Source organism: Haloferax sp. KTX1, from assembly GCF_902410085.1.
Lineage (GTDB): Archaea > Halobacteriota > Halobacteria > Halobacteriales > Haloferacaceae > Haloferax > Haloferax massiliensis.
This window is the reverse complement of record NZ_CABPRH010000001.1, coordinates 603,691-623,425: the sequence shown is the minus strand read 5'-3', so window position 1 is coordinate 623,425 and position 19,735 is coordinate 603,691. Positions and strand designations below refer to the sequence as shown.

Sequence of the window (19,735 nt, the reverse complement as noted above, 5' to 3'; positions counted from 1 at the left end):
GCCGCCGACTCAGTCGGACTGTTCCGGCGTTCCTCGCGCGTCTCGTTCGTCGCCCGCTTCGGCGTCGTCACTCTCGTCGTCTCCGACGTCCTGGCCCCAGAAGCCGGGGTACTTCTCCACCCAGAGGTCGCCGAGAACGACCGTCTGGCACGCGAGTCGAAGCCCCGAGTCGGGGTCGTGCGGGGGGAACCGGAGCCGGCGGCGCTCCTTTTTCGTCCGGTAGGTCACGGGACCGCGAACCTCGACGGCGCAGGTACCGCAGGAGCCGCCGCCGCGGCAGTTGAACCACGACGAGTGACCGTTGTGCGGCGACTCACCGGCCGCGCGGAGCACGTCGCGGAGGACGTCCCCGCGGTCGCACTCGATTTCCCGGCCGCGGAAGTGGACGGTTGGCACGTGTGGGGGGACGCCGCAAGGGGGTTAATCAGTGTCGTTTGTGGGACGACGGAAACCGGATCGGGACCGGCGGCCGCCGCGCCGCACCGATTCCCGAATCGAACCACGAAAAGCGGCAATCACCTCCGAAACCCCGCGATTCGCCTCGGAGAATCTAAGTTCGTTCGCCCCCGAAGCCGACCATGCGCAACACACGACGCACGTACCTCGCCGCCACGGCGGGTGCGCTGACGCTGGGTACCGCCGGGTGCCTCGGCGGCGGAAGCGGCGGTTCAGGCGACGGCGCCGTCGCCGCCATCGGTTGCGAGGTTCCCGAGCGCGACACAGTCGATTCGCTCCCCTCGCCCGTCATCGGGTCCGAGGACGCGAGCGTCGTCGTCGACGTCTGGGAGGACTTCGCCTGTCCCCACTGCGCGACGTTCGCGGTCGACGTCGCCCCGCAACTCCGGTCCGAGTACGTCTCGGAGGGCGTCGTCCGCTACCGCCACCACGACTTCCCGATTCCGGTCGACGACTGGTGGTCGTGGAAGGGCGCTTCGGCGGCCCGCGCCGCTCAGGACGAGGCCGACGACGAGACGTTCTTCGACTTCGCCCACACGCTCTACGAGAACCAATCGGAGTTCGGCGGCGGCGACGCCGAGGGCTCGCTGTCGACGCTGCAGTCGCTCGCGAACGACGCCGACCTCGACGGCTGTTCTGTCGCCGCGGCCGCCGCTCGCGAGCGTTACCGCCCGCTCATCGAGGCCGAACGAACCGATGCCGTCGACGAGCGCGGCTTCCAGGGGACGCCGACCGTCCTCGTCGACGGCGAGCAGGTCGCCCCGCGGTGGTCCGACCTCCAGAGCGCCGTCGAGAACGCCCGGTAATCGGACGCGAATCGAACGATTCGACGCCCGCACCACCTCCCGCGCGGGATTCGTGCGCGACACCAGCGACGCTTTACGGCGGGGTTCACTAGCCACGAGTATGGACACGACGCGACCGCGCTCCCGACTCCGACGAGGTGACGCCCGGTGAGACGACGCGCCCTGCTCTCCGTTCTCGCGGGCGCGGGCGTCGCCGGTCTCGCGGGGTGTCTCGGCGACGGGACGGCATCCCCGGGGACGGCTGCGGCGACTGAGACGGCCGCCGAAACCGCCTCGGCAACCGCGTTGCCCGACACGGGCGACCTCCCGCTCGTCGTCGATACCGTGGAGGCACAGGGGTCGTCGGCCGGCGAGGCGCGAATCCCCGCGGCGGGGATGCCGACCGTCCTCGACCTCTTTGCGACGTGGTGTGCGCCCTGCGTCGCCCAGATGGAGTCGCTTCGGACCCTCCACGAGGAGTTCGGCGACGACGTGGCGTTCGTCTCGGTGACCAACGAGCGCCTCGGCGGGGGACTCACCATGGACGATATCCGCGCGTGGTGGGCGGAACACGACGGCAACTGGACGGTCGGCCACGACCCCGACAGCGACCTGATGCGCGCGGTCCGCGCGAACGGCCTCCCGTACCTCGTCGTCTTCGACGCCGACGGCGAGGTGTCGTGGACGCACCGCGGCCTCGCCAGCGAGGAGAACCTCCGGGCGGCCGTCGAGGACGTCGCCTGATGCCCGGGTTCGGTCTCGGTCCCGCGCTGGGGCTCGACCCCGGATTCGCCGGCACGCTCGCGTTCGCCGTCAGCGCGGGCGTCGCCACCTTCTTCGCGCCCTGCGCCTACCCGCTTCTCCCGGGCTACGTCGGCTATTACCTCTCAAGCGAGGAGGCGGACCTCGGCGGCGCGGTCGTCCGCGGGGCGGTCGCCTCGCTCGCCGCGTTGGTCGTCCTCGGCGCTATCGGGAGCGCGCTCGCGGTCGTCGGCGGCCGCATCGCCTCGCACCTCGCGCTCCTCGAACCGCTCGTCGGCGCGGCGCTCGTCGGCTTCGGCGTCCTCATGTTCACCGGGCGCGCGCCGAGCCTCCACGTCGTCCTCCCGGAGTACCGGTCGTCGGTGACCGGCTTCGCCGTCTTCGGCGGGGTGTACGGCCTCGCCGCGGCCGGCTGCGTCGTCCCGATTTTCCTCGGCGTCGTCACGCAATCGCTCGCGCTCCCGACCGTGCAGGCGGTCGTCTCGCTGGCGGCCTACGCCGCCGCCGCAGCGCTCCCGCTCGCGGTGGTCACCATCGCGGCCGCGTTCGGCGACGGACTCGCCCGTCTGTTTTCGGGCTACGTCGGCTGGGTCCAGAAAGTCGCCGCGGCCGCGATGGTGCTCGCCGGCCTCTGGCAGATTTGGCTGGCGCTGTCGTTCTTGGGACACGTCTGAGGGCGCGAGCGGTCGGCTGCCGGATAGCTCGCGGCGGCGACTCAGCCGTCCAAACCCGGCACTTCGCCGGTCGGCGTCGGCAACGCGCGAATCCCCCGCGGCGGCACGAGGAAGTTGCCGCGGCGCTTGACGAAGATGTACTCCAAAATCCCGTTGTTGACGCGCTGGCGGACGGTCGGCACGTCGGTCAGGTCGGTGCCGTTCATCGCCTCGCGGACCTCCTCGAACGCCGAGATACCGCGCTGGAGCGACGGGAAGTGCAGGCTCGCCACGCCGTCGTCGTCCGACTCGAAGTGTCTGCGGAGGAGTCTGACGTTGCCCTCGTCGTCGCGGTTGGCGCGGGCGGCCTTCTGGGCGTGGCCGACGTGGCCGAACTCGAAGGCGTCGTCGCGGAGGCTGTCGAGCATCGCGTCGATGCCGCTGTCGTCGCCGAGGTTGTCGCCGACGCCGTCGACGAGTTCCTGCTCGGCGTGCGCGGGCGAAAACAGCTTCATGACCCGGTGGTAGCGGTCCTCCTCGTCGTACCAGTCCGAGAGGCGCTGGCGGATGTTCGCCACGTGCTTCGTGGTCGCGCCCGCGAACGGCCCCTCGTCGATGGTGACGTACGCTTCGGTGGCCTGATTGCCGGCGAAGCCGGCTTTGAACCCCATGAACAGCGGCGATTCCTCGGGGACGGGGTTCCCGTCGGGGATGCCGTTGAGGTCGGACTGGTGTTCCGCCGGAAGTCCGGCCCCGACGAAGCCCGTCCGCCGGGAGGCGACCGAGAAGACCCCCGAGAGGTCGGCGTCGACGGCGACGCCGTTTGCCTCGTCGGTCTCGCCGCGGAGGGCTTGTTCGGCTTCGAGAACCGCGTCGGCGCGGTCCGACGCGAGGTGAACGAGCGCGTCCTGTCGGTCGAACTCGGGGGTCTCGAACGGCGACAGCGCCCGCGGTTCGGGCAGGTCGACGCTCTCGGGGAGCGGGTCGTCGAAGCGGTCGAAGTACCGCGGGGTGTAGGCGGCCGACCAGACGACGCCCTCGTGGCTCCGCTCGTAGGCGCGGTCGAGGACGCGGAAGGCGTTCTCGACGGTCTCGCGGTCGGACTCGTCGGGCGGCCCCTCGCCGTCGAGGTCGAGGTAGAGAAGCACCTGATGTCTGGGCATCTCGGCGTTGCCGTGGTCGTCCTCACGGCAGAATTCGTTCCACGCGTGCTGTCGGCTCGGAAGCGTCTCGAACGCGTCGGTCCCCGCCGGGACGGGGTCGTCCGGTGCCCTGTCGAGGCAGGCGGACAGCGCCGCCGCGCCGCCCGCGGCGACCGCGGCCTTCAGGAACTCCCGGCGGGACGGAGACCCGTCGAACATACCTCGGCTAAGGACTTCCCGGGGAAGTCCGTTCTGGTGTGTGCGTCGAAGCTTTCGCGTCGGTCGTGCGGAACGAGAACACGCGCGCTGGCGTTCGAAACGCACACCAAACGGCATTTCAGTACCGGGGCGCTAGCGAGGGTAATGAAACGACGTACGTATCTCCGCGCCGCCGGGGCGGGCGCGGCGCTCGGGGTCGCGGGCTGTCTCGGCGGCGGCGACGCCAACCCGAACGTCTCGCTGTCGAAACCGGACCGCGAGAACGACGTGTCCAGCGAGGACCTCCCGTACCCGGCGTGGGGCCAGCGGGTCCCCGACGTGACGCTCACCGACCCCATCGCGGGGACCGAGGTGTCGGTGCGCGACATCGACGTGCCGCACTTCCACACGTACTTTTTCACCAACTGCGAGACCGTCTGTCCGGTCCTCATCAGCGCGCTCCGCGAGGTGCAGATTCACTCGGTCAGCGAGGGCTACGCCGACGAGGTGTCGTTCTACCCCATCACGTTCGACCCCGCCCGCGACGACGCCGACGCCTTCCGCGCGGAGGCCGACCAGATGAACGTCGACATGGACGCGGGCAACTGGCAGTTCCTCCGCCCCGCCGACGAGGCCGAGGCGAAGTCGGTCGTCGAAGACCAGTTCGGCGTCTTCTTCCAGAAGAACGAGCCGAACGACGAGGGCAACTACATGTTCACCCACCTCGGTCTCGTCTCGCTCGTCAACGGCGACGGCTACGTCGAGCGGACCTACCGCGGCAACCAGCCTGACGAACAGACGCTCATCGACGACCTCACCGCGCTCCGGGAGGCATGACGAGTCGGCGTCGGTTCCTCGCGGCGAGCGGAACCGTCGGAGCCGCCGGGCTCTCCGGCTGCCTCGCCGAGCTCGGCCGGCTCTACACGTCGAGCGAACCGCCGGTCGTCTCGAACCGCCCCGACGAGGTGTACGTCCCGACCCACACCGAGGGGATGCGCATGGTCGGAAGCGCGGATGCCGGCGACCTCCGCGTGGGCGTCTTCTACAGCTATCCCCACCGCTTCTGGGTGATGGCCGACGAGGGCGAGGGGTTCGGAACCTCGAAAACCGCCGTCGAGGCCGGCGACGACGTGCATCTCATGGCGTCCGTCTGGGACCCCGAGACGGGCGTCGTCGTCCCCGACACCGGCCTCTCTATCGAAATCGCCCGCGACGGCGACCTCGTGAGCGAGGAGGTCGTCTACGCGATGCTCTCCCAGCGGATGGGCTTCCACTACGGCTCGAACTTCGGCCTCGACGGCGACGGCACCTACGAGGTGTCGGTGGACGTGGGCGTACCCTCACTGCGCCCCTTCGGCGACCTCGCCGGTCGGTTCGAGTCCCCCGCGAGCGCGACGCTCGACTTCGAGTACAGTTCCGGCGACCGCGACGACATCCCGTACACGACGTTCGACGACCAGCAGGGCGACCCCGGCGCGGTCAGGCCGATGGAGACGGACGGTCTCCCGCTCGGCCGCGGCCCCGAGACGCTTCCGGGGACGGCGCTGGGGGCCGCGACGACCGGGAGCCTCCGACTCGTCGGCACCGCCCTCGACGCCGACCGCTTCGGCGACGACCCGTACCTCGCCGTCTTCCCGCTGACGCCCTACAACCGGCTTCTCGTCCCGCGGCTGGGCCTCACCGCGACCGTCGCGTCCGGCGGCGACACCGGCGGGTCGTCCGGTTTCGACGGCCGCCTCGAACCCGGCCTCGACGCCGACATCGGCTTCCACTACGGCGCGTCGGTGCCGGGGCTCGCCGGCGACGACGCGACCGTGGACCTCGCGGTGGACGTGCCGCCGCAGGTCGCTCGCCACGAGGGCTACGAGACGGCCTTCCTCGACTTCGACCCCGTCCGCCTCGGGTAACGGCAACCGCGTCGAACAAGGACAGGGCTATTTTCGTCCGGACCGACCGACCCCGTATGGACTCGACGCGCCGCGAACGAGCGACGCTCGCCCTCGCCGTCTGGGGCGTCCTCGTCTCGCAGGTGCTCCTCTACCCCGGCGTCTCCGACCTCGTGACCGCCCTCGGCGGCGGACAGGGGGAGTACGACCTCTCGGCCGGGATGCTGTTTCTCGTCGCCGAGTTCGCCTCGTTCGTCGCCTTCTCCAGCGTCTGGGGCGCGCTCTCGGACGCGCTCGGCCGGCGGACGCGGCTCATCGTCGCGGGCGCGCTCGGCGGCGCGGCCAGCTACGTCGCGCTCCTCGCGCTCGCCACGCTCCCGTGGCTCGACGCGACCTTCGGCGCGGTGCTCGTCGTCCGCCTCGTCGGCGGCGCGATGACCATCGGCGCGTTCTCGCTGTCGATTACGATGCTCGCGGACCTCTCGGGGGGCAACGGTCGGAACATGGGCGCGGCGGGCATCGCCATCGGCCTCGGCGCGGCGCTCGGCTCGGTCGTCGGCGGCCAACTCACGACTATCGACCCCCTCGCGCCGCTGTACGCGTCGGCCGCGTCGCTCACCGCCGTCGCCCTGCTCGTCACGACCGTCACCGACCGGACGCCCGACTCGACCCGCGTCGGCGTCGGCGTCGTCCTCAAGAAACTGGCCGCCCGGCCGGCGTTCGCGGTCCCCTACGCCTTCGGCTTCATCGACCGCATGACCGCCGGCTTCTTCGCCCTCGTCGGGGTGTACTACTTCCGCGAGGCGTTCGGCGTGAACGCCGCCGTCGCGGGCGGGGTGCTCGCGCTCTTTTTCGTCCCCTTCGCGCTCCTGCAGTATCCCCTCGGCTCGCTGTCCGACCGCGTCGGCCGGTTCGTCCCCGTCGTCGCGGGGTCGGTGCTCTACGGCGTGTCCATCGTCGCCGTCGGCGTCGCGCCCGCCTTCGAACTCGCGGCCGGCCTGATGGTCGTCGTCGGCGTCTTCGGCGCGCTCGTCGCGCCCGCGACGATGGCGCTCGTGACCGACCTCGCCGACTCGGGCGAACGCGGGGCGGCCCTCGGCGGCTTCAACGTCTTCGGGAGCCTCGGCTTCCTCGCCGGCTTCCTCATCGGGGGCGTCGTCGCCGACGTGGTCGGCTACCTCCCGTCGTTCCTCGTCGTCGGTTTCGCCGAGGTCGCCATCGCCGTCGTCGCGCTCCGGGCGGTGAAGCGACTCGACGGCATCGACGCGGCTCAGACCCCGTCGAGCGCCGACTGAAGCTCGGCGTTCACGACGAGCCACATCCCGCGGAGACAGACGACGACGGCGAGGCCGACGCCCGCGAGGACGAACGCCAGGAACAGGCCGACGAAGACGCCGCCGCCCCGCGGGTCGGGGACGGTCGCCGCGAACGCGCCGAGTTGGACCGCGAAGGCGACGATGCCGGCGACGAGAAACGCGAGCAGGAGTTCGAGGAGTCGCCAGAACGTCTCGATTCGCAGGCCGCCGCGGCCGGTGAGGAGGAGGGCGATTCGCCGCGACGCGGCCAGAAGCGAGACGGCCGCGAGAAGGAGCGTCGCGGCGGCCGCGACCCCGAAGCCGACGTCGGCCAGCGGGAGCGCCGACGCGAGCGGGGAGACGAGCGTCAGCGCGACGCCGAGGAGGACGCCGGTCGCGAGGACCGACTCGACGCCGAGAATCGCCGTCTCCGGCTCGTCGCGGGCGATTCGTGCGAGTGTCCCGTACACGGTCGTCCCTCGCTGCGGGCGCTGAAGGCTGTTTCCCTTGGGCCTACTCGTGCCCGGAGACGCGGACCGGCCGGTAGGGTTCTTCGAGGTAGTCGACGTCGGAGTCCGAGAGCTTGATGTCGAGGGCTTCGACCGCGTCTTCGAGGTGTTCGATACTGCTGGTGCCGACGATGGGCGCGTCGACCCAGTCCTTGTGGAGCACCCACGAGAGGGCGAGTTGCGCCATCTTGACGCCCTTCTCGTCGGCGAGTTCCTCGACGCGCTCGTTCACCTCGCGGCCGCCGCCCTCGAAGTAGGGGTGGCCCTTGGCGTGTTCGTCGGTCCGGCCGCGGGTCGTCGCCTCGAACTCCTCGTGGGGGCGGGTGAGGTAGCCGCGGGCGAGCGGCGACCACGGCATGACGCCGACGCCCTGCTTCTCGCAGAGGGGAAGCATCTCGCGTTCCTCCTCGCGGTACAGCAGGTTGTAGTGGTTCTGCATCGTGGCGAAGCGGTCCAGCCCGAGCGAGTCGGCGGTGTACTGCGCCTCGGCGAACTGGTGGGCCCACATCGACGACGCGCCGACGTAGCGCGTCTTGCCGCGCCGAATCGCGTCGTCGAGCGCGCGCATCGTCGTCTCGATGGGCGTGTCGTAATCGTAGCGGTGAATCTGCAACAGGTCGAGCGTGTCCATCCCGAGGCGGGAAAGCGAGTTGTCGAGTTCCTGCTCGATGGCCTTCCGCGAGAGGCCGCCGGAGTTCGGGTCGTCTTCGTCCATCTGGAAGTACACCTTCGAGGCGACGACGGCCTCGTCGCGGCGGCCCTCCAGCGCCTTCCCGAGGACGCGCTCGGACTCGCCGTTCGAGTACATGTTCGCGGTGTCGAAGAAGTTGATACCGAGTTCGATGGCGCGGTCGACCAGTTCGAGGCCCGCCTCCTCGTCTAAGACCCACTCGCGCCACTCCGGCGTGCCGAAGCTCATACAGCCGAGACAGATGCGGGAGACCTCCATGCCGGTGTCTCCGAGCGTCGTGTACTCCATGCCCGAACATCCCCGCGAGTCGGCAAAAAGATGGACCAAGCGGTAGCTTCGGTGGGGAACCGGGCCGACAGCAGCGCTTCGCGCGCCCGAGCGGCGATTGTTGACAGTCAGCCGAACCGGCCGTTTCTCGGCGTTTGAAACCGTCTCTCTCGGTTTATTCCCTCTCGCGTCGTATCATTCACCCGAGGCGTAGCCTCGGTGATTCCGATGTTCACATCGAAACAACTGGTCGCGCTCCTGCTGAGCCTCCTCGTGGTGGGGTCGCTCGCGGGCGTCGCGGCCGCACAACAAGGGCCGGCGGCCGGCGGTGCCGTCGTCGTCGACGAAGGCGAGACCTTCGACGGCGACCTCGACGCGGTCGGCGGCACGGTCGTCGTCGCCGGGACGGTGACCGGCGACGTGTCTGCGACGGCCGGGACCGTCCTCGTGACGGAGACGGGCGTCATCAACGGGAACCTCGACGCCGTCGCGGGCTCCGCGACCCTCGAAGGGACCGTCAACGGCGACGTGAGCCTCGCGGGCGGCGCGGTGTTCGTCCGCGACACCGCCGCCATCGACGGGTCGTTAGACGCCGCCGGCGGCACCGTCCGACTCGACGGCGCGGTCGACGGAAACGTCCGCGTCGGTGCCGAAGAGCTCGCGGTCGGGCCGACCGCCCGGGTCGGCGGCTCGCTCGAATACGACGCGGCGACCGCGACCGTCGACGCCGCGGCCGTCGTCGACGGCGGCGTCCAACAGGTGGACGACCTCGCGGTCGCCGCGCCCGTCGTCGCCGGCACGCCGTTCCAGTTCGGCCAGTTCGAAGGCCCGGTCATCCCCGGCTGGGTCGTCTCGGGCTACTGGCTGCTCGCCAACTTCGTCCTCGGCGCGATTATCGTCCTCGTCGCGCCCGACTTCGCCCGCCGCGTGACGGGTCTCGGAACGAAGAAGGCAGTTCGGAGCGGCGGCGTCGGCCTGCTCGCCATCGTCGCGGTGCCCATCGTCCTGCTGCTCCTGGTTTTGACCCTCGTGGGCATCCCGCTCTCGCTGGCCGGCGGGGTCGGCTTCCTGCTCGTCCTCTGGGCCGCGAGCATCTACGGCGCGCTCGTCCTCGGGACGTGGCTCCTGTCGCTCGCGGACTACGACAACCGCTGGGTCGCGCTGTTCGCCGGCCTGTTCGTGCTGGCCGTCCTCGACTTCGTCCCGCTCGGGGGACTCCTCGAATTCGTCGTCCTCCTCGTCGGACTCGGCGCGTTCGCGCTGGCGCTCCGCGGGGAGTCCGCCGACGACGGCGACGAGAACGTGAGCGCGCCCGACGAGGGTCCGCAAGAGGGCTCGCCGATGGCCTGACGGCGCGGCGCTCTCCTAACCCGGACGAACAATTATTATGGTCTGTTCTGTCTGTCGAGCCATGGCAGTCGACTACGCGACCGAGTCGGAATCGTTCGAGTGGGACATCCCCGAGGGGTACAACATCCCCGCGGTCATCGAATCGCACGCCGACGCCTTCGGCGACCGCGTCGCCCTGAAGTTCCGCGACGCCGACGGCGGCCGCGCGGAGCGGACGTACGGCGACCTCCGAAACGACATGAACCGCTTCGCCAACGCGCTCGAATCCATGGGCGTCGGGAAGGGCGACCGGCTCATCCACCTCCTCCCCCGCGACCCCGACGTGTTCGCCGTCCAACTCGGTGCGCTCAAGCGCGGTGCGCTGCTCGTCCCCAGTTCCTCGATGCTCAAGCCCAAGGACATCGCGTTCCGCGCCAACGACTGCGAGGCGACGACCGCCGTCGTCCACGAATCGCTCGTCGATATGGTCGACGAGGTGCGCGACGAGACGCCGCTTTCGAACTTCGTCGTCCTCGGCGGCGACGCCGACGGCTGGACCTCCTTTTCCGACCTCGTCGCCGACGCGTCCGCCGAACACGACGGCCCCGACCTCCGGGCCGAAGACCCGATGTCCATCAACTACACGTCGGGGACGACCGGCCAGCCCAAGCCGGTGCGCCACCGCCACCGCTGGATGCGCTGTTTCGAACTGGTCAACGCCCCCTACTGGTGGGGCGTCACGGCCGACGATGACCTCTCCGAGGAACTGCTCTGGGCGACGACCGGCACCGGCTGGGCCAAGTGGTTCTGGAGCCCCGTCGGCGTCGGCCTGACGACCGGTGCGACCCAGTTCGTCTACCGCGGCGACTTCGACCCCGACACCTTCCTCGACATCATGGAGGAGGAGGGCGTCACCCGCCTCTGCGCCGTCCCGACCCAGTACCGGATGTTCGCCCAGCGCGACCTCGGCTCGTACGACCTGCAACTGACCGAGGCGCTGTCGGCGGGCGAACCGCTCAACCGCGAGCCGATAGAGGCGTTCCGGGAGGCGTTCGGCGTCATCCCGAGAGACGGCTACGGCCAGACCGAGACGGTCGCGCTCCTCACGAACTACCCCGGCATCGACGTGAAACCCGGCAGTATGGGCAAGCCCACGCCCGGCCTCGGCACGACCATCATCGACGAGAACGAGGAGGAGGTCGGCGTCGACGAAATCGGCGAAATCGCCGTCCCCGTCGGCTGTCCCGGCATCTTCGACGGCTACTACGAGAAGCCGAACCTCGACGAAAAGACGTTCTCGGGCGACTACTACCGCACCGGCGACCTCGCCTCCCGCGACGAGGACGGCTACTTCTTCTTCGAGGGCCGCGCCGACGACATCATCATCTCGGCGGGCTACCGCATCGGCCCCTTCGAGGTCGAAGACGCGCTCGTCTCCCACGAGGCGGTCGCCGAGGCCGCCGCGGTCGCAAGCCCCCACGAGGAGCGCGGGAGCATCGTCAAGGCGTACGTCGTCCTCACCGACGGCTACGAGGGCTCCGACGACCTCGTGGACGAACTCCAGTCGTTCATGAAAGCGCAGACGGCCCCGTACAAGTACCCGCGCGAAATCGAGTTCGTCGCGGAGCTGCCGAAGACCTCCTCGGGGAAGATTCGCCGCATCGAACTGCGGTCCCAAGAGCGGGACTGAGCCGGCGGCCTCCGGGAACTCGTTTCCCCTTTGGCACCTTTCTTTAGGCGTCGTCGCCTGGTGACGTCCATGTACATCGCGGACCGGACGTGGCCCGAACTCGGCGACTACGTGGCCGAATCGTCGCTCGCGGTCGTGCCGCTCGGCTCGACTGAACAGCACGGCCCGCACCTCCCGCTCGCCACCGACCACCTCATCGCGGAGGCGCTGGCCCGCGAGGCGGCCGACCGGACCGGCTACCTCTGCACGCCGACCGTCAACGTCGGCGTCAGCCCGCACCACCGCCAGTTCCACGGGACCATGTGGGTGGACGCGGCGCAGTTCCGCGACTACGTGGAGTCGATGACGCGCAACCTCGCGTACCACGGCATCGACCGGGTCGTGTTCGTCAACGCCCACGGCGGCAACGTCCAACATCTCCGCGAGGTCGGGCGTCGCCTCCGCGACGACGGCACCATGTACGCCATCGAGTGGATGTGGGACGAGTCGATTCCGGACCTCGTGACCGACCTGTTCGACCACCCCGGCCCCCACGGCGGGCCGAAGGAGACCTCGATGATTATGCACATCGCCCGCGACCTCGTCCGCGAGGGCGAACTCGAATCCGCCCGCGACGGCGGCGTCCCGGACCTGAGCGACGACCACCTCCGCGAGCACGGCGCGCGGACGTTCTACGACGCCGTCGAGAACTCCGAAAACGGCGTCTTCGGCGACCAGACCGACGCGTCGCCCGAGGCCGGCGAAGAGCTGTTCGAGGCCGCGACCGACCAGCTCGTTCACCTGCTGTCGTGGCTCGACGACCAGCCGATAGACGACCTGCTCGCGCCCGCGCACGTCGACCCCCAACCGGGGTCGCGTCGCTAACCCTTCGACCGGCCGACACGCTCTTTTCGCCGCCGCCGAAGGGACGCCTATGACCGTCTGGGTCCTCGGCGACCAACTCGACCCGTCGGCCGCGCCGCTCCAGTCCGACGACCGCGTGCTGATGATAGAGGCCCACGCCTTCGGCGACCGACTGCCGTACCATCCCCAGAAGCTCGCGCTCGTCTTCTCGGCGATGCGGCACTTCCGCGACGACCTCCGCGACCGCGACTACGAGGTGACGTACGTCGAAGCCGAGACGTTCGGCGAGGGGCTCGACCGCTACTTCGAGGCCGCCCCCGGCGACGACCTCGTCGCGATGGACCCGCCGAGCCACGGCGCGGGCGAGCGGCTTCGGGAACTCGTTTCCGCCCGCGGCGGGTCGCTCACGCTCGTCGAGAACGACCTGTTTCTCACGACGCCCGCCGACTTCGACGACTGGGCCGGTGACGCCGACAGCTACCGACAGGAACGCTGGTACCGACACGTCCGCCGAAAGACGGGCGTCCTGATGGACGGCGACGACCCCGTCGGCGGCGAGTGGAACTACGACGACCGGAACCGGGAGACGCCACCCGAGGGGTGGACGCCGCCCGACGCCCCGCGGTTCGACCCGGACGAGACGACGCGCGAGGTCATCGCGTTCGTCCGCGAGCGCTACCCCGACGCGTGGGGGTCGCCCGAACCGTTCGTCTGGCCGGTGACGCGCGCGGAGGCGAAACAGGCGCTGTCGCAGTTCGTCGAGGTCCGCCTCCCCGAGTTCGGGGCGTATCAGGACGCGATGGTCGACGGCGAGTGGGCGCTGTGTCATTCGCTCCTGTCGGCGGCCATCAACCTCGGCCTGCTCCACCCGCGGGAAGCGGTCGAGGCGGTCGAAGAGGCGTACGAGTCGGGCGACGCCCCGCTCAACAGCGTCGAGGGGTTCGTCCGGCAGGTCCTCGGCTGGCGGGAGTTCGTGCGGCACGTCTACCGGCGGTCGATGCCCGAGTTGGCCGAGGCGAACCAACTCGTCCAGACCGAATCGCTCCCGGCGGCGTACTGGACCGGCGAGACGGACATGCGCTGTCTCTCGGAGGCCGTGGGCCACGTCCGCGACCGCGGCTACGCCCACCACATCGAGCGCCTGATGGTGCTTTCGAACTTCGCGCTCGTCTACGGGGTCGACCCGGCGGAACTCAATCGGTGGTTCCACCTCGGCTTCGTCGACGCGTTCCACTGGGTGACGACGCCGAACGTGGTCGCCATGGGGTCGTTCGCCACCGACGCGCTCTCGTCGAAGCCCTACGCCTCCTCGGGCAACTACGTGAACAAGATGTCCGACTACTGCTCGTCGTGTCCCTACGCGGTGTCGAAGACGACCGGCGAGGACGCCTGCCCGTTCAACGCGCTGTACTGGGACTTCCTGAAGGAGAACGAACAGCGCCTCCGCGGGACGGGTCGGATGGGGCTCATGTACTCCCACGTCGACCGCAAGGACGACGAGGAGTGGGAGGCCATCCGGACGCGGGCCGACGAGATTCGGCGGATGGGGCGGGCGGGGACGCTCTGAGGCGACCGGGGACCGTCTGAGGAGGACGACCGAACTCTCCCGAGCGCCGCGGCTGGCGGGGTGATAATACAGAACTCGGTTCGGTGTCGAGTCGTCGTCGGGCGGAACGCGCCGGACTCAGAGTCGCGTGACGTTCGTCGCCCGCGGGCCCTTGTCGGCCTGCTCGATGTCGAACTCCACTTCCTGACCCTCTTCGAGGTCGGGGCCCTCGATGTCCTCCATGTGGAAGAACACGTCGTCGTCGTGGTCGTCGGTCTCGATGAAGCCGTAGCCGCCGGAGGACTTGAAGAACGCAACCTTACCTTTCGCCATTGCGTGTCGAACCTCGCCGGTATCGGGCATAAGGATTCCGCCCATTGCTACCACGGGTCGTGGTACTGTTTACTCTCGTTCGAGTCAGTCGTCGCGCGGTTGGCGGCCGAGCGTGTGGAACTCCTCGTTCGGTCGCATATCGGCGAACATCGCCATGCGGTTGCTGAGGTTGAAGAAGGCCGTGACCGCGCCGATGTCCCATATCGCCTCCTCGGAGAAGCCGGCGTCGCGGAGTCGCTGGAGGTCGTCCTCGCCGACCTCGGCGGGCGATTCGGTGAGTTTGACCGCCACGTCCAGCATCGTCTCGTGTTTCTCGGGGATGTCGGCGGTGCGGTAGTTGGCGACCAGTTGGTCCGCGAGCAGCGGGTCTTTCGCGTAGATGCGGACCAGCGCGCCGTGGGCGACGTTGCAGTAGTAACAGTGGTTGACGCCGGAGACGGCGACGATTATCATCTCCACCTCGTGGCGTTCGAGGTCGGTGTCCTCCACGAGGGCGTCGTGGTACTCGAAGAAGGGCCGGAAGTGCGAGGGCTTGTACGCGAACGCGGCGAAGACGTTCGGCGTGAACCCGGCGCGGTCGGTCTCGTCGTCGATGCGCTCGCGCAGGTCGTCCGGGAGGTCGTCGCGGTCGGGCACCGGGAAGCGGCGCATTGCGTCGTCGTCCATGCGTCTCCGCTCTCTCGGGGGGACCTTAACGATTCCTCAGGTTCGAGGGGCGCTCGCCGTCTCCAGTTCCGGGGCGCTCAGAGCGCGACCGAGAGATACGCCGCCGCGGCCACGGCGAACACGCCGACGGCGAACAGGCCGTAGTTGGCGACGGTGTTGTCCGCGGTCCACAGCGAGAGCGTGAACTTCCGGGAGGAAAGCGGCCACAGGGGGCGGATGCCGGCCGGCGTGAGCACGTCGGCGAGGAGGTGCGCGAGGATGGTCAGCGCGCCCACGGCGAAGCCGAACGCGCCGAGCGCCGTCGCCGCGGTCTCGGGTTGGCCCGCGTTGCTGGCGAGGAGGTACGCGCCGCCGCCGCCGACGCCGCCGACGAGGGCGGCGAAGAGGACTGTGTGGGTCGGCCCGCGGTGGGAGATGCCGGGGACGCGCATGTCGTAGTCGGGGAGCATCGCCAGCCAGCACATCGCCGCGCCGGCGGCGAAGGCGAGTTCCGGGCGACCGGCCTGCACGAGCGCGAAGCCGAGCGGGGCGAACACGAGGAGCGAGACGCCCCAGTGACCGAATCGGTACATCCGGTGTCACCTCGCGCCCCCGGCGAACAAAACCTTTCGGCCTCCGCGACCGTCAGGGGAGCAACCGTTATCCCCGGTGGCCGCGATTTCCGCGGCATGAGCCAACACCTCTCGTCGTTCCTCTCGGGCCTGTCGGCGCTTGAGGTGACGGCCCTCGTCTTACTCATCTCCGTCGGCGGCGCGTTCGTCATGGAGAAGGTGGTCATCCGCCTCCTGTTTCGGTACACCAGCCGAACCGAGACCTCTCTGGATAACATCGTCGTCCAAGAGCTTCGGTGGCCAATCGTCGTCACCGTCTCGCTGGCCGGCGTCTTCCTGTTCTCCAGAGCCCCGGCGGTCGCCGAGGCGCTCGTCGTCGAGGAGGGCGTCCTCAACGACTTCTTCGGCCTGCCGTCGCTGTCGGTCGGCATCGTCGTCTGGGCGTGGGCGCTCAACCGCCTCGTCAACCGCCTCGTCGAGGCGGTCAAGGACAAAGGGAGTCGCTACGACTTCGCGCCCGTCTTCTCGAACGTCTGGACCATCGTCGTCTCGGTCGGCACCATCGGCGCGCTGCTGTACATCTGGGGCATCGAAATCACGCCGCTTTTCGCCGGCGCGGGCATCGCCGGCATCGCCGTCGGCTTCGCCGCCAAGGACACCGTCGCCAACTTCTTCGGCGGCATCGCGCTGTACTTCGACGACACCTACAAAATCGGCGACTACGTCGTCCTCGACTCCGGCGAGGCGGGCACCGTCGTCAAGGTCGGCATCCGCTCGACCACGCTTCTCACCCGCGACGAACTGCTCGTGACCGTGCCGAACTCGGTGCTCAACGCCGCCAAAATCATCAACGAGTCCGCGCCGAACCGCCGCCGTCGGCTGAAGGTCCCGGTCGGCGTCGCCTACGGCACCGACGTGGACGAGTTCGAAGAGCTCCTGACCGACATCGCCCTCGACGAGCCGCTGGTCCTCGACACGCCCCGGCCGCGGCCGCGGCTCCGCCGGTTCGGCCCCGACGCGCTGGAGTACGAACTCGTCTGTTGGGTCAACAGCCCGCTCAAACGCGGGAAGGCGACGCACAACCTCAACCGCGAGATATACAAGCGCCTGAACGACGCCGGCATCGGAATTCCGTTCCCCCAGCGGGACGTGCACGTCCACTCCGCGGACGCCGAGACGACCCGGCAGTCGCCCGCGGCCGGACTCTCGAACGGCGGGGTCCGGCGACCGCGCCGCACCCGAGACGCGGCCGGCGAGGACGTTGCCGACGGTGTCGCGGACGCGGACGCGAACGCGGCGGCGGACTCGGACGTAGACGACAGCGCCTACGACGAGTGAGCGCCCGGCGTCGCTCGGCGGGTGCGCCCGCCACGCGCGCCCGGTTCGGTCGCCCGCACCGGCCGCCGAGAACGTTAACCGCGGCGCGGCCGTGACTCGGGTATGCTCCAACTCGGCCCCGTGGACGGACTCATCGAGACCTTCGGTCCCTTCGCGATTCCGGTCTTGCTGTTCGCCGCCGGGCTCGTCGGCTACCTCGTGCTCGTCGCGCTCGGGCGGACCGGGCGCGACGAGCGCTGAGCCTGCTTCTCGACGACGAGACTACTCCTCGACGACGATAGTACCCGTCATGCCCGCGGCCTCGTGGGGCACGCAGAAGTACGCGTGCTCGCCGGCCGTCTCGAAGGTGTGGACGAAGGACTGACCGGACTGGACCGCGCCCTTCCCTTCGCCCCAGCCGGTCTCGGCCGCCGCTTGGGACTCGAAGCCGCCGGAGGCCCAGTACGCCGCGCCCTCGGGGAGGTCATCGCCGGAGGCCGTGACCGAGTGCGCCTCGCCGGCGGCGTGCTCGAAGGCGACCGTGTCGCCGGCGGAGACGGTCAGTTCGGCCGGTTCGAACGCGACGGCGCTCATCTTCACGACGTGGTCGGCGTCCTCGGGGACGCCCGCGACGACGTTCGGACCCCCGGACAGCGCGGCGTCCGCGGAGCCGCTCTCCTCGGCGCTCCCGGCCGCGGGAGCCTTGCCGACTTCGCCGACGACCGCGAACTGGGCGCGGGCCGTCGCCGTCGCGTACGCCTCCGCGGCGGCGTCGACCTCGCTTCCGTCCTCCAGCGCGGCGACGTAGTCCGACAGCGCCGCCTCGAATCCCTCGTAGGCGTCGTGGTCGGCCTCCTCTAAGGCCTCGTGGACGCGGGCCTCCTCGAACGTCTGGAAGACGCCGGTCATGCGCTCGGACGCGGCGGCTCCGAGACCGGCGTCCGCGGCCGCGGTGGCGACGACGGCGTACATCGAATCGACCGCTTTCTGACCGTAGGTCTTGGCCGCGCCGTAGGCGTCGCCGCCCTCCTCGGCCGCGGTTCGGACCGAGCCGAGCGCGCCCTCGAACGACTCGTAGAGGCCGTGGTTTGCTTCCTCCAAGGTCTCGTGGTAGCCGCCCGCGCCGGCCTCGAAGAAGGCGAAGGTGGACTGGACGACCGTCGCGGCGCGGGCCGACGCGCCGACCTGCGCGAGCGCCGCGGCGTCGAACCCGCGAGCACCGAAGAACGCGGCCTCGGCGGCCGACACCTCGGCGGTCGCGCCGACGGCCGCCTCGAACTCGAACAGCGCGTCCATCGCGCCCTCGGCGTGGGCCGCGGCGGCGCCGGCGTTCCCGGCGGCCGCGTCCTCGACGAGCCCCGCGAGGTGCTCCTCTTCGAAGCGGTGATACAGCTCTTCGGACTCCTCCTCGACGGACTCGTGGAGGTCCGCCTCGTTCTCCTCGAAGCGGGAAAAGAGGGCCTCGCCGACCGCGGCGGCGCGGTCCGTCTCGCCGACCGCGACCAGTTCGCGGGCGTCGCCGAGGCGGGCGCGGAAGAACGCCGCTTCGAGCACCGTCGCGGCCTCGCCGCCGACGAGCGCCGAGATTCCCGCGAGCAGGTTCTCGTCGACCGTCGCCACCGCCTCCTCGGCCGCCGCGGCGTCGCCCGACTCGGCGGCCTCGGTCAGCGACTCCAGCCCGCCCTCGAAGCCCTCGTAGGCGTCGTGGTCGGCCTCCTCTAAGGCCTCGTGGGCCCGCGCGCCCTCGAAGTGCGCGAAGACGTCGCTCGCCACCGTCGCGGCGAAGTCGCTTTCGCCTGCGGCGACCAGTCGGGGCACGTCGGCGGCCCGGGCGCGGTACAGCGACAGCGCGGCCGCGTGGGCGAACTCGTCGCCGGGACCGCCGAGCCCGGCCAGCACCTCGGCGTCGAAGCCGACTGACTGCATGAGCGCGAGGTGCCCCGCGCCCGCGACCGTCTCGGGGGCGAGTTCGTAGCTCGCGTCGACCGTCGCGGCGGCGGCGGTCCGGGCCGAGGCGGCGAGCGTCTCGGCGTCGCCGGCGGCGGCCGCGCCCTCGACGGCCGCCTCGAAGGTCTCGTACAGTTCCCCGGAGGCGGACTCAAGCGCCGAGTGGGCGGGCGCGTCCTCGAAGCCCTCGTACACCGCGTTCGCCAGTTCGGCCGCGGCGTCGACCTCGCCGGCCGCGGCGAGCAGGCCGGCGTCGCGGGCGCGAGCGCCGAACAGCAGGACGTCCAGCGCGTCGACCACGGCGGCGTCGACCCGGCCGCGCTGGGCCGCCAGCAGGTTGTCGGCCGCCTGCACCGCGAGGTCTGAACCCCGCCCGGCGTCGCCGGCGGCGTACGCCTCTCTCGCGCCGCCGAGGTGCTCCTCGAACGTCTCGTAGTTCCGCTCGTTCGTCGCCTCCAACTGCTCGTGTGTGCCCCACTCGCCCGAGGACCGCTCGAAGCGGGCGAACACGTCGCCGGCGACGCGGGCGGCGGTTCCCAGTCGCCCCGCGGCCGCGAGCGCGGCGGTGTCGTAGAGCCGGGCGCGCATCGCGTTCCACTCGGCCGCGACGGCGACGGTGGCGTCGACGCTCACCGACGACTCGGCGTCCTCGGTGGCCGTTTCCGCCGCGGTTTCCGTCTCCGAGTCGGTCTCGGCGGCGGTCGTGCCGTCGGTCGATTGGCCGTTACAGCCCGCGAGTCCGGCGGTCGCGACTGTGAGTCCCGTCGTCTGCAAGAGACGCCGTCTGCTGTAGTTCATGATTTTAGGCACGCCTAATAGTAGAAAAACACGTCGATTTTTAGGTCGGCCGAAAATGTTGCGCGTCGGTC

The 19,735-nt window shown here is 70.1% G+C and carries 20 protein-coding genes; 12 read left to right on the top strand and 8 right to left on the bottom strand.

The window, feature by feature from the left end; all coding sequences use genetic code 11:
- Positions 1 to 9 precede the first annotated feature (9 nt).
- A complete protein-coding gene (locus tag FY251_RS03215; protein WP_148413417.1) occupies positions 10 to 396 on the bottom strand; it encodes a 2Fe-2S iron-sulfur cluster-binding protein in 387 nt (128 codons plus the stop codon).
- A gap of 182 nt (positions 397 to 578) precedes the next feature.
- Between FY251_RS03215 and FY251_RS03210 the strand changes: the two genes are divergently transcribed.
- The 3 genes from FY251_RS03210 (at position 579) to FY251_RS03200 (ending at position 2,677) form a co-directional block, all read left to right on the top strand.
- Positions 579 to 1,262: a DsbA family protein gene (locus tag FY251_RS03210; RefSeq protein ID WP_148413416.1), complete on the top strand. Its 684-nt coding sequence runs from the start codon at positions 579 to 581 to the stop codon at positions 1,260 to 1,262.
- Between the two features lie 147 nt (positions 1,263 to 1,409).
- Entirely contained in the window at positions 1,410 to 1,985 is a 576-nt protein-coding gene (locus tag FY251_RS03205; RefSeq protein WP_148413415.1) for a TlpA disulfide reductase family protein, read from the top strand.
- On the top strand, positions 1,985 to 2,677 hold the full coding sequence (locus tag FY251_RS03200) for a cytochrome c biogenesis CcdA family protein (RefSeq protein WP_148413414.1): 693 nt from the start codon (positions 1,985 to 1,987) through the stop codon (positions 2,675 to 2,677). The genes FY251_RS03205 and FY251_RS03200 overlap by 1 nt, the downstream gene beginning before the upstream one ends.
- 41 nt (positions 2,678 to 2,718) lie before the next feature.
- Here the strand turns inward: FY251_RS03200 and FY251_RS03195 are convergent, their stop codons facing one another.
- A complete protein-coding gene (locus FY251_RS03195; protein ID WP_148413413.1) occupies positions 2,719 to 4,017 on the bottom strand; it encodes a twin-arginine translocation signal domain-containing protein in 1,299 nt (432 codons plus the stop codon).
- Between the two features lie 144 nt (positions 4,018 to 4,161).
- On the opposite strand from FY251_RS03195, the gene FY251_RS03190 reads away from it, so the two are divergent.
- Genes FY251_RS03190 through FY251_RS03180 form a run of 3 tightly spaced genes read left to right on the top strand, consistent with a single transcriptional unit; the run spans position 4,162 to position 7,177 of the window.
- On the top strand, positions 4,162 to 4,833 hold the full coding sequence (locus FY251_RS03190; RefSeq protein ID WP_148413412.1) for an SCO family protein: 672 nt from the start codon (positions 4,162 to 4,164) through the stop codon (positions 4,831 to 4,833).
- Positions 4,830 to 5,903, top strand: coding sequence for an iron transporter (locus tag FY251_RS03185; RefSeq protein WP_148413411.1), 1,074 nt, complete (start codon positions 4,830 to 4,832; stop codon positions 5,901 to 5,903). The genes FY251_RS03190 and FY251_RS03185 overlap by 4 nt, the downstream gene beginning before the upstream one ends.
- Before the next feature lie 56 nt (positions 5,904 to 5,959).
- The gene (locus tag FY251_RS03180; protein WP_148413410.1) at positions 5,960 to 7,177 is read left to right on the top strand and encodes an MFS transporter; all 1,218 of its coding nucleotides are present in this window, start codon (positions 5,960 to 5,962) and stop codon (positions 7,175 to 7,177) included.
- Here FY251_RS03180 and FY251_RS03175 read toward each other — a convergent pair.
- Positions 7,153 to 7,647, bottom strand: coding sequence for a hypothetical protein (locus FY251_RS03175; protein ID WP_148413409.1), 495 nt, complete (start codon positions 7,645 to 7,647; stop codon positions 7,153 to 7,155). The genes FY251_RS03180 and FY251_RS03175 overlap by 25 nt on opposite strands.
- 43 nt (positions 7,648 to 7,690) lie before the next feature.
- Positions 7,691 to 8,665, bottom strand: coding sequence for an aldo/keto reductase (locus tag FY251_RS03170; protein ID WP_148413408.1), 975 nt, complete (start codon positions 8,663 to 8,665; stop codon positions 7,691 to 7,693).
- Between the two features lie 207 nt (positions 8,666 to 8,872).
- On the opposite strand from FY251_RS03170, the gene FY251_RS03165 reads away from it, so the two are divergent.
- The 4 genes from FY251_RS03165 to FY251_RS03150 all read left to right on the top strand — a co-directional run bounded on the left by FY251_RS03165 (position 8,873) and on the right by FY251_RS03150 (position 14,073).
- Positions 8,873 to 9,994: a polymer-forming cytoskeletal protein gene (locus FY251_RS03165; RefSeq protein WP_148413407.1), complete on the top strand. Its 1,122-nt coding sequence runs from the start codon at positions 8,873 to 8,875 to the stop codon at positions 9,992 to 9,994.
- A gap of 61 nt (positions 9,995 to 10,055) precedes the next feature.
- Complete coding sequence (locus tag FY251_RS03160; protein ID WP_148413406.1) at positions 10,056 to 11,663, top strand: acyl-CoA synthetase; 1,608 nt, start codon at positions 10,056 to 10,058, stop codon at positions 11,661 to 11,663.
- Between the two features lie 69 nt (positions 11,664 to 11,732).
- Positions 11,733 to 12,527, top strand: a complete 795-nt coding sequence (locus FY251_RS03155; RefSeq protein ID WP_148413405.1) for a creatininase family protein — start codon at positions 11,733 to 11,735, stop codon at positions 12,525 to 12,527.
- A 49-nt stretch (positions 12,528 to 12,576) separates the two neighbouring features.
- The gene (locus tag FY251_RS03150) at positions 12,577 to 14,073 is read left to right on the top strand and encodes a cryptochrome/photolyase family protein (protein ID WP_148413404.1); all 1,497 of its coding nucleotides are present in this window, start codon (positions 12,577 to 12,579) and stop codon (positions 14,071 to 14,073) included.
- A 117-nt stretch (positions 14,074 to 14,190) separates the two neighbouring features.
- Here the strand turns inward: FY251_RS03150 and FY251_RS03145 are convergent, their stop codons facing one another.
- The 3 genes from FY251_RS03145 to FY251_RS03135 all read right to left on the bottom strand — a co-directional run bounded on the left by FY251_RS03145 (position 14,191) and on the right by FY251_RS03135 (position 15,623).
- Complete coding sequence (locus tag FY251_RS03145; protein WP_148413403.1) at positions 14,191 to 14,385, bottom strand: cold-shock protein; 195 nt, start codon at positions 14,383 to 14,385, stop codon at positions 14,191 to 14,193.
- Between the two features lie 84 nt (positions 14,386 to 14,469).
- Entirely contained in the window at positions 14,470 to 15,051 is a 582-nt protein-coding gene (locus tag FY251_RS03140; RefSeq protein WP_148413402.1) for a peroxidase-related enzyme, read from the bottom strand.
- Positions 15,052 to 15,128: 77 nt separating this feature from the next.
- Positions 15,129 to 15,623, bottom strand: coding sequence for a metal-dependent hydrolase (locus FY251_RS03135; protein WP_148413401.1), 495 nt, complete (start codon positions 15,621 to 15,623; stop codon positions 15,129 to 15,131).
- Between the two features lie 96 nt (positions 15,624 to 15,719).
- On the opposite strand from FY251_RS03135, the gene FY251_RS03130 reads away from it, so the two are divergent.
- Both FY251_RS03130 and FY251_RS22410 read left to right on the top strand, forming a co-directional pair.
- Positions 15,720 to 16,940: a mechanosensitive ion channel family protein gene (locus FY251_RS03130; protein WP_148413400.1), complete on the top strand. Its 1,221-nt coding sequence runs from the start codon at positions 15,720 to 15,722 to the stop codon at positions 16,938 to 16,940.
- A 102-nt stretch (positions 16,941 to 17,042) separates the two neighbouring features.
- Positions 17,043 to 17,180 (top strand): hypothetical protein, encoded by a 138-nt coding sequence (locus FY251_RS22410; RefSeq protein ID WP_187367323.1) that lies wholly within the window; start codon positions 17,043 to 17,045, stop codon positions 17,178 to 17,180.
- A 21-nt stretch (positions 17,181 to 17,201) separates the two neighbouring features.
- On the opposite strand, the gene FY251_RS03125 is transcribed toward FY251_RS22410, so the two are convergent.
- The gene (locus tag FY251_RS03125; protein WP_148413399.1) at positions 17,202 to 19,664 is read right to left on the bottom strand and encodes a DUF5059 domain-containing protein; all 2,463 of its coding nucleotides are present in this window, start codon (positions 19,662 to 19,664) and stop codon (positions 17,202 to 17,204) included.
- Positions 19,665 to 19,735: the final 71 nt, after the last annotated feature.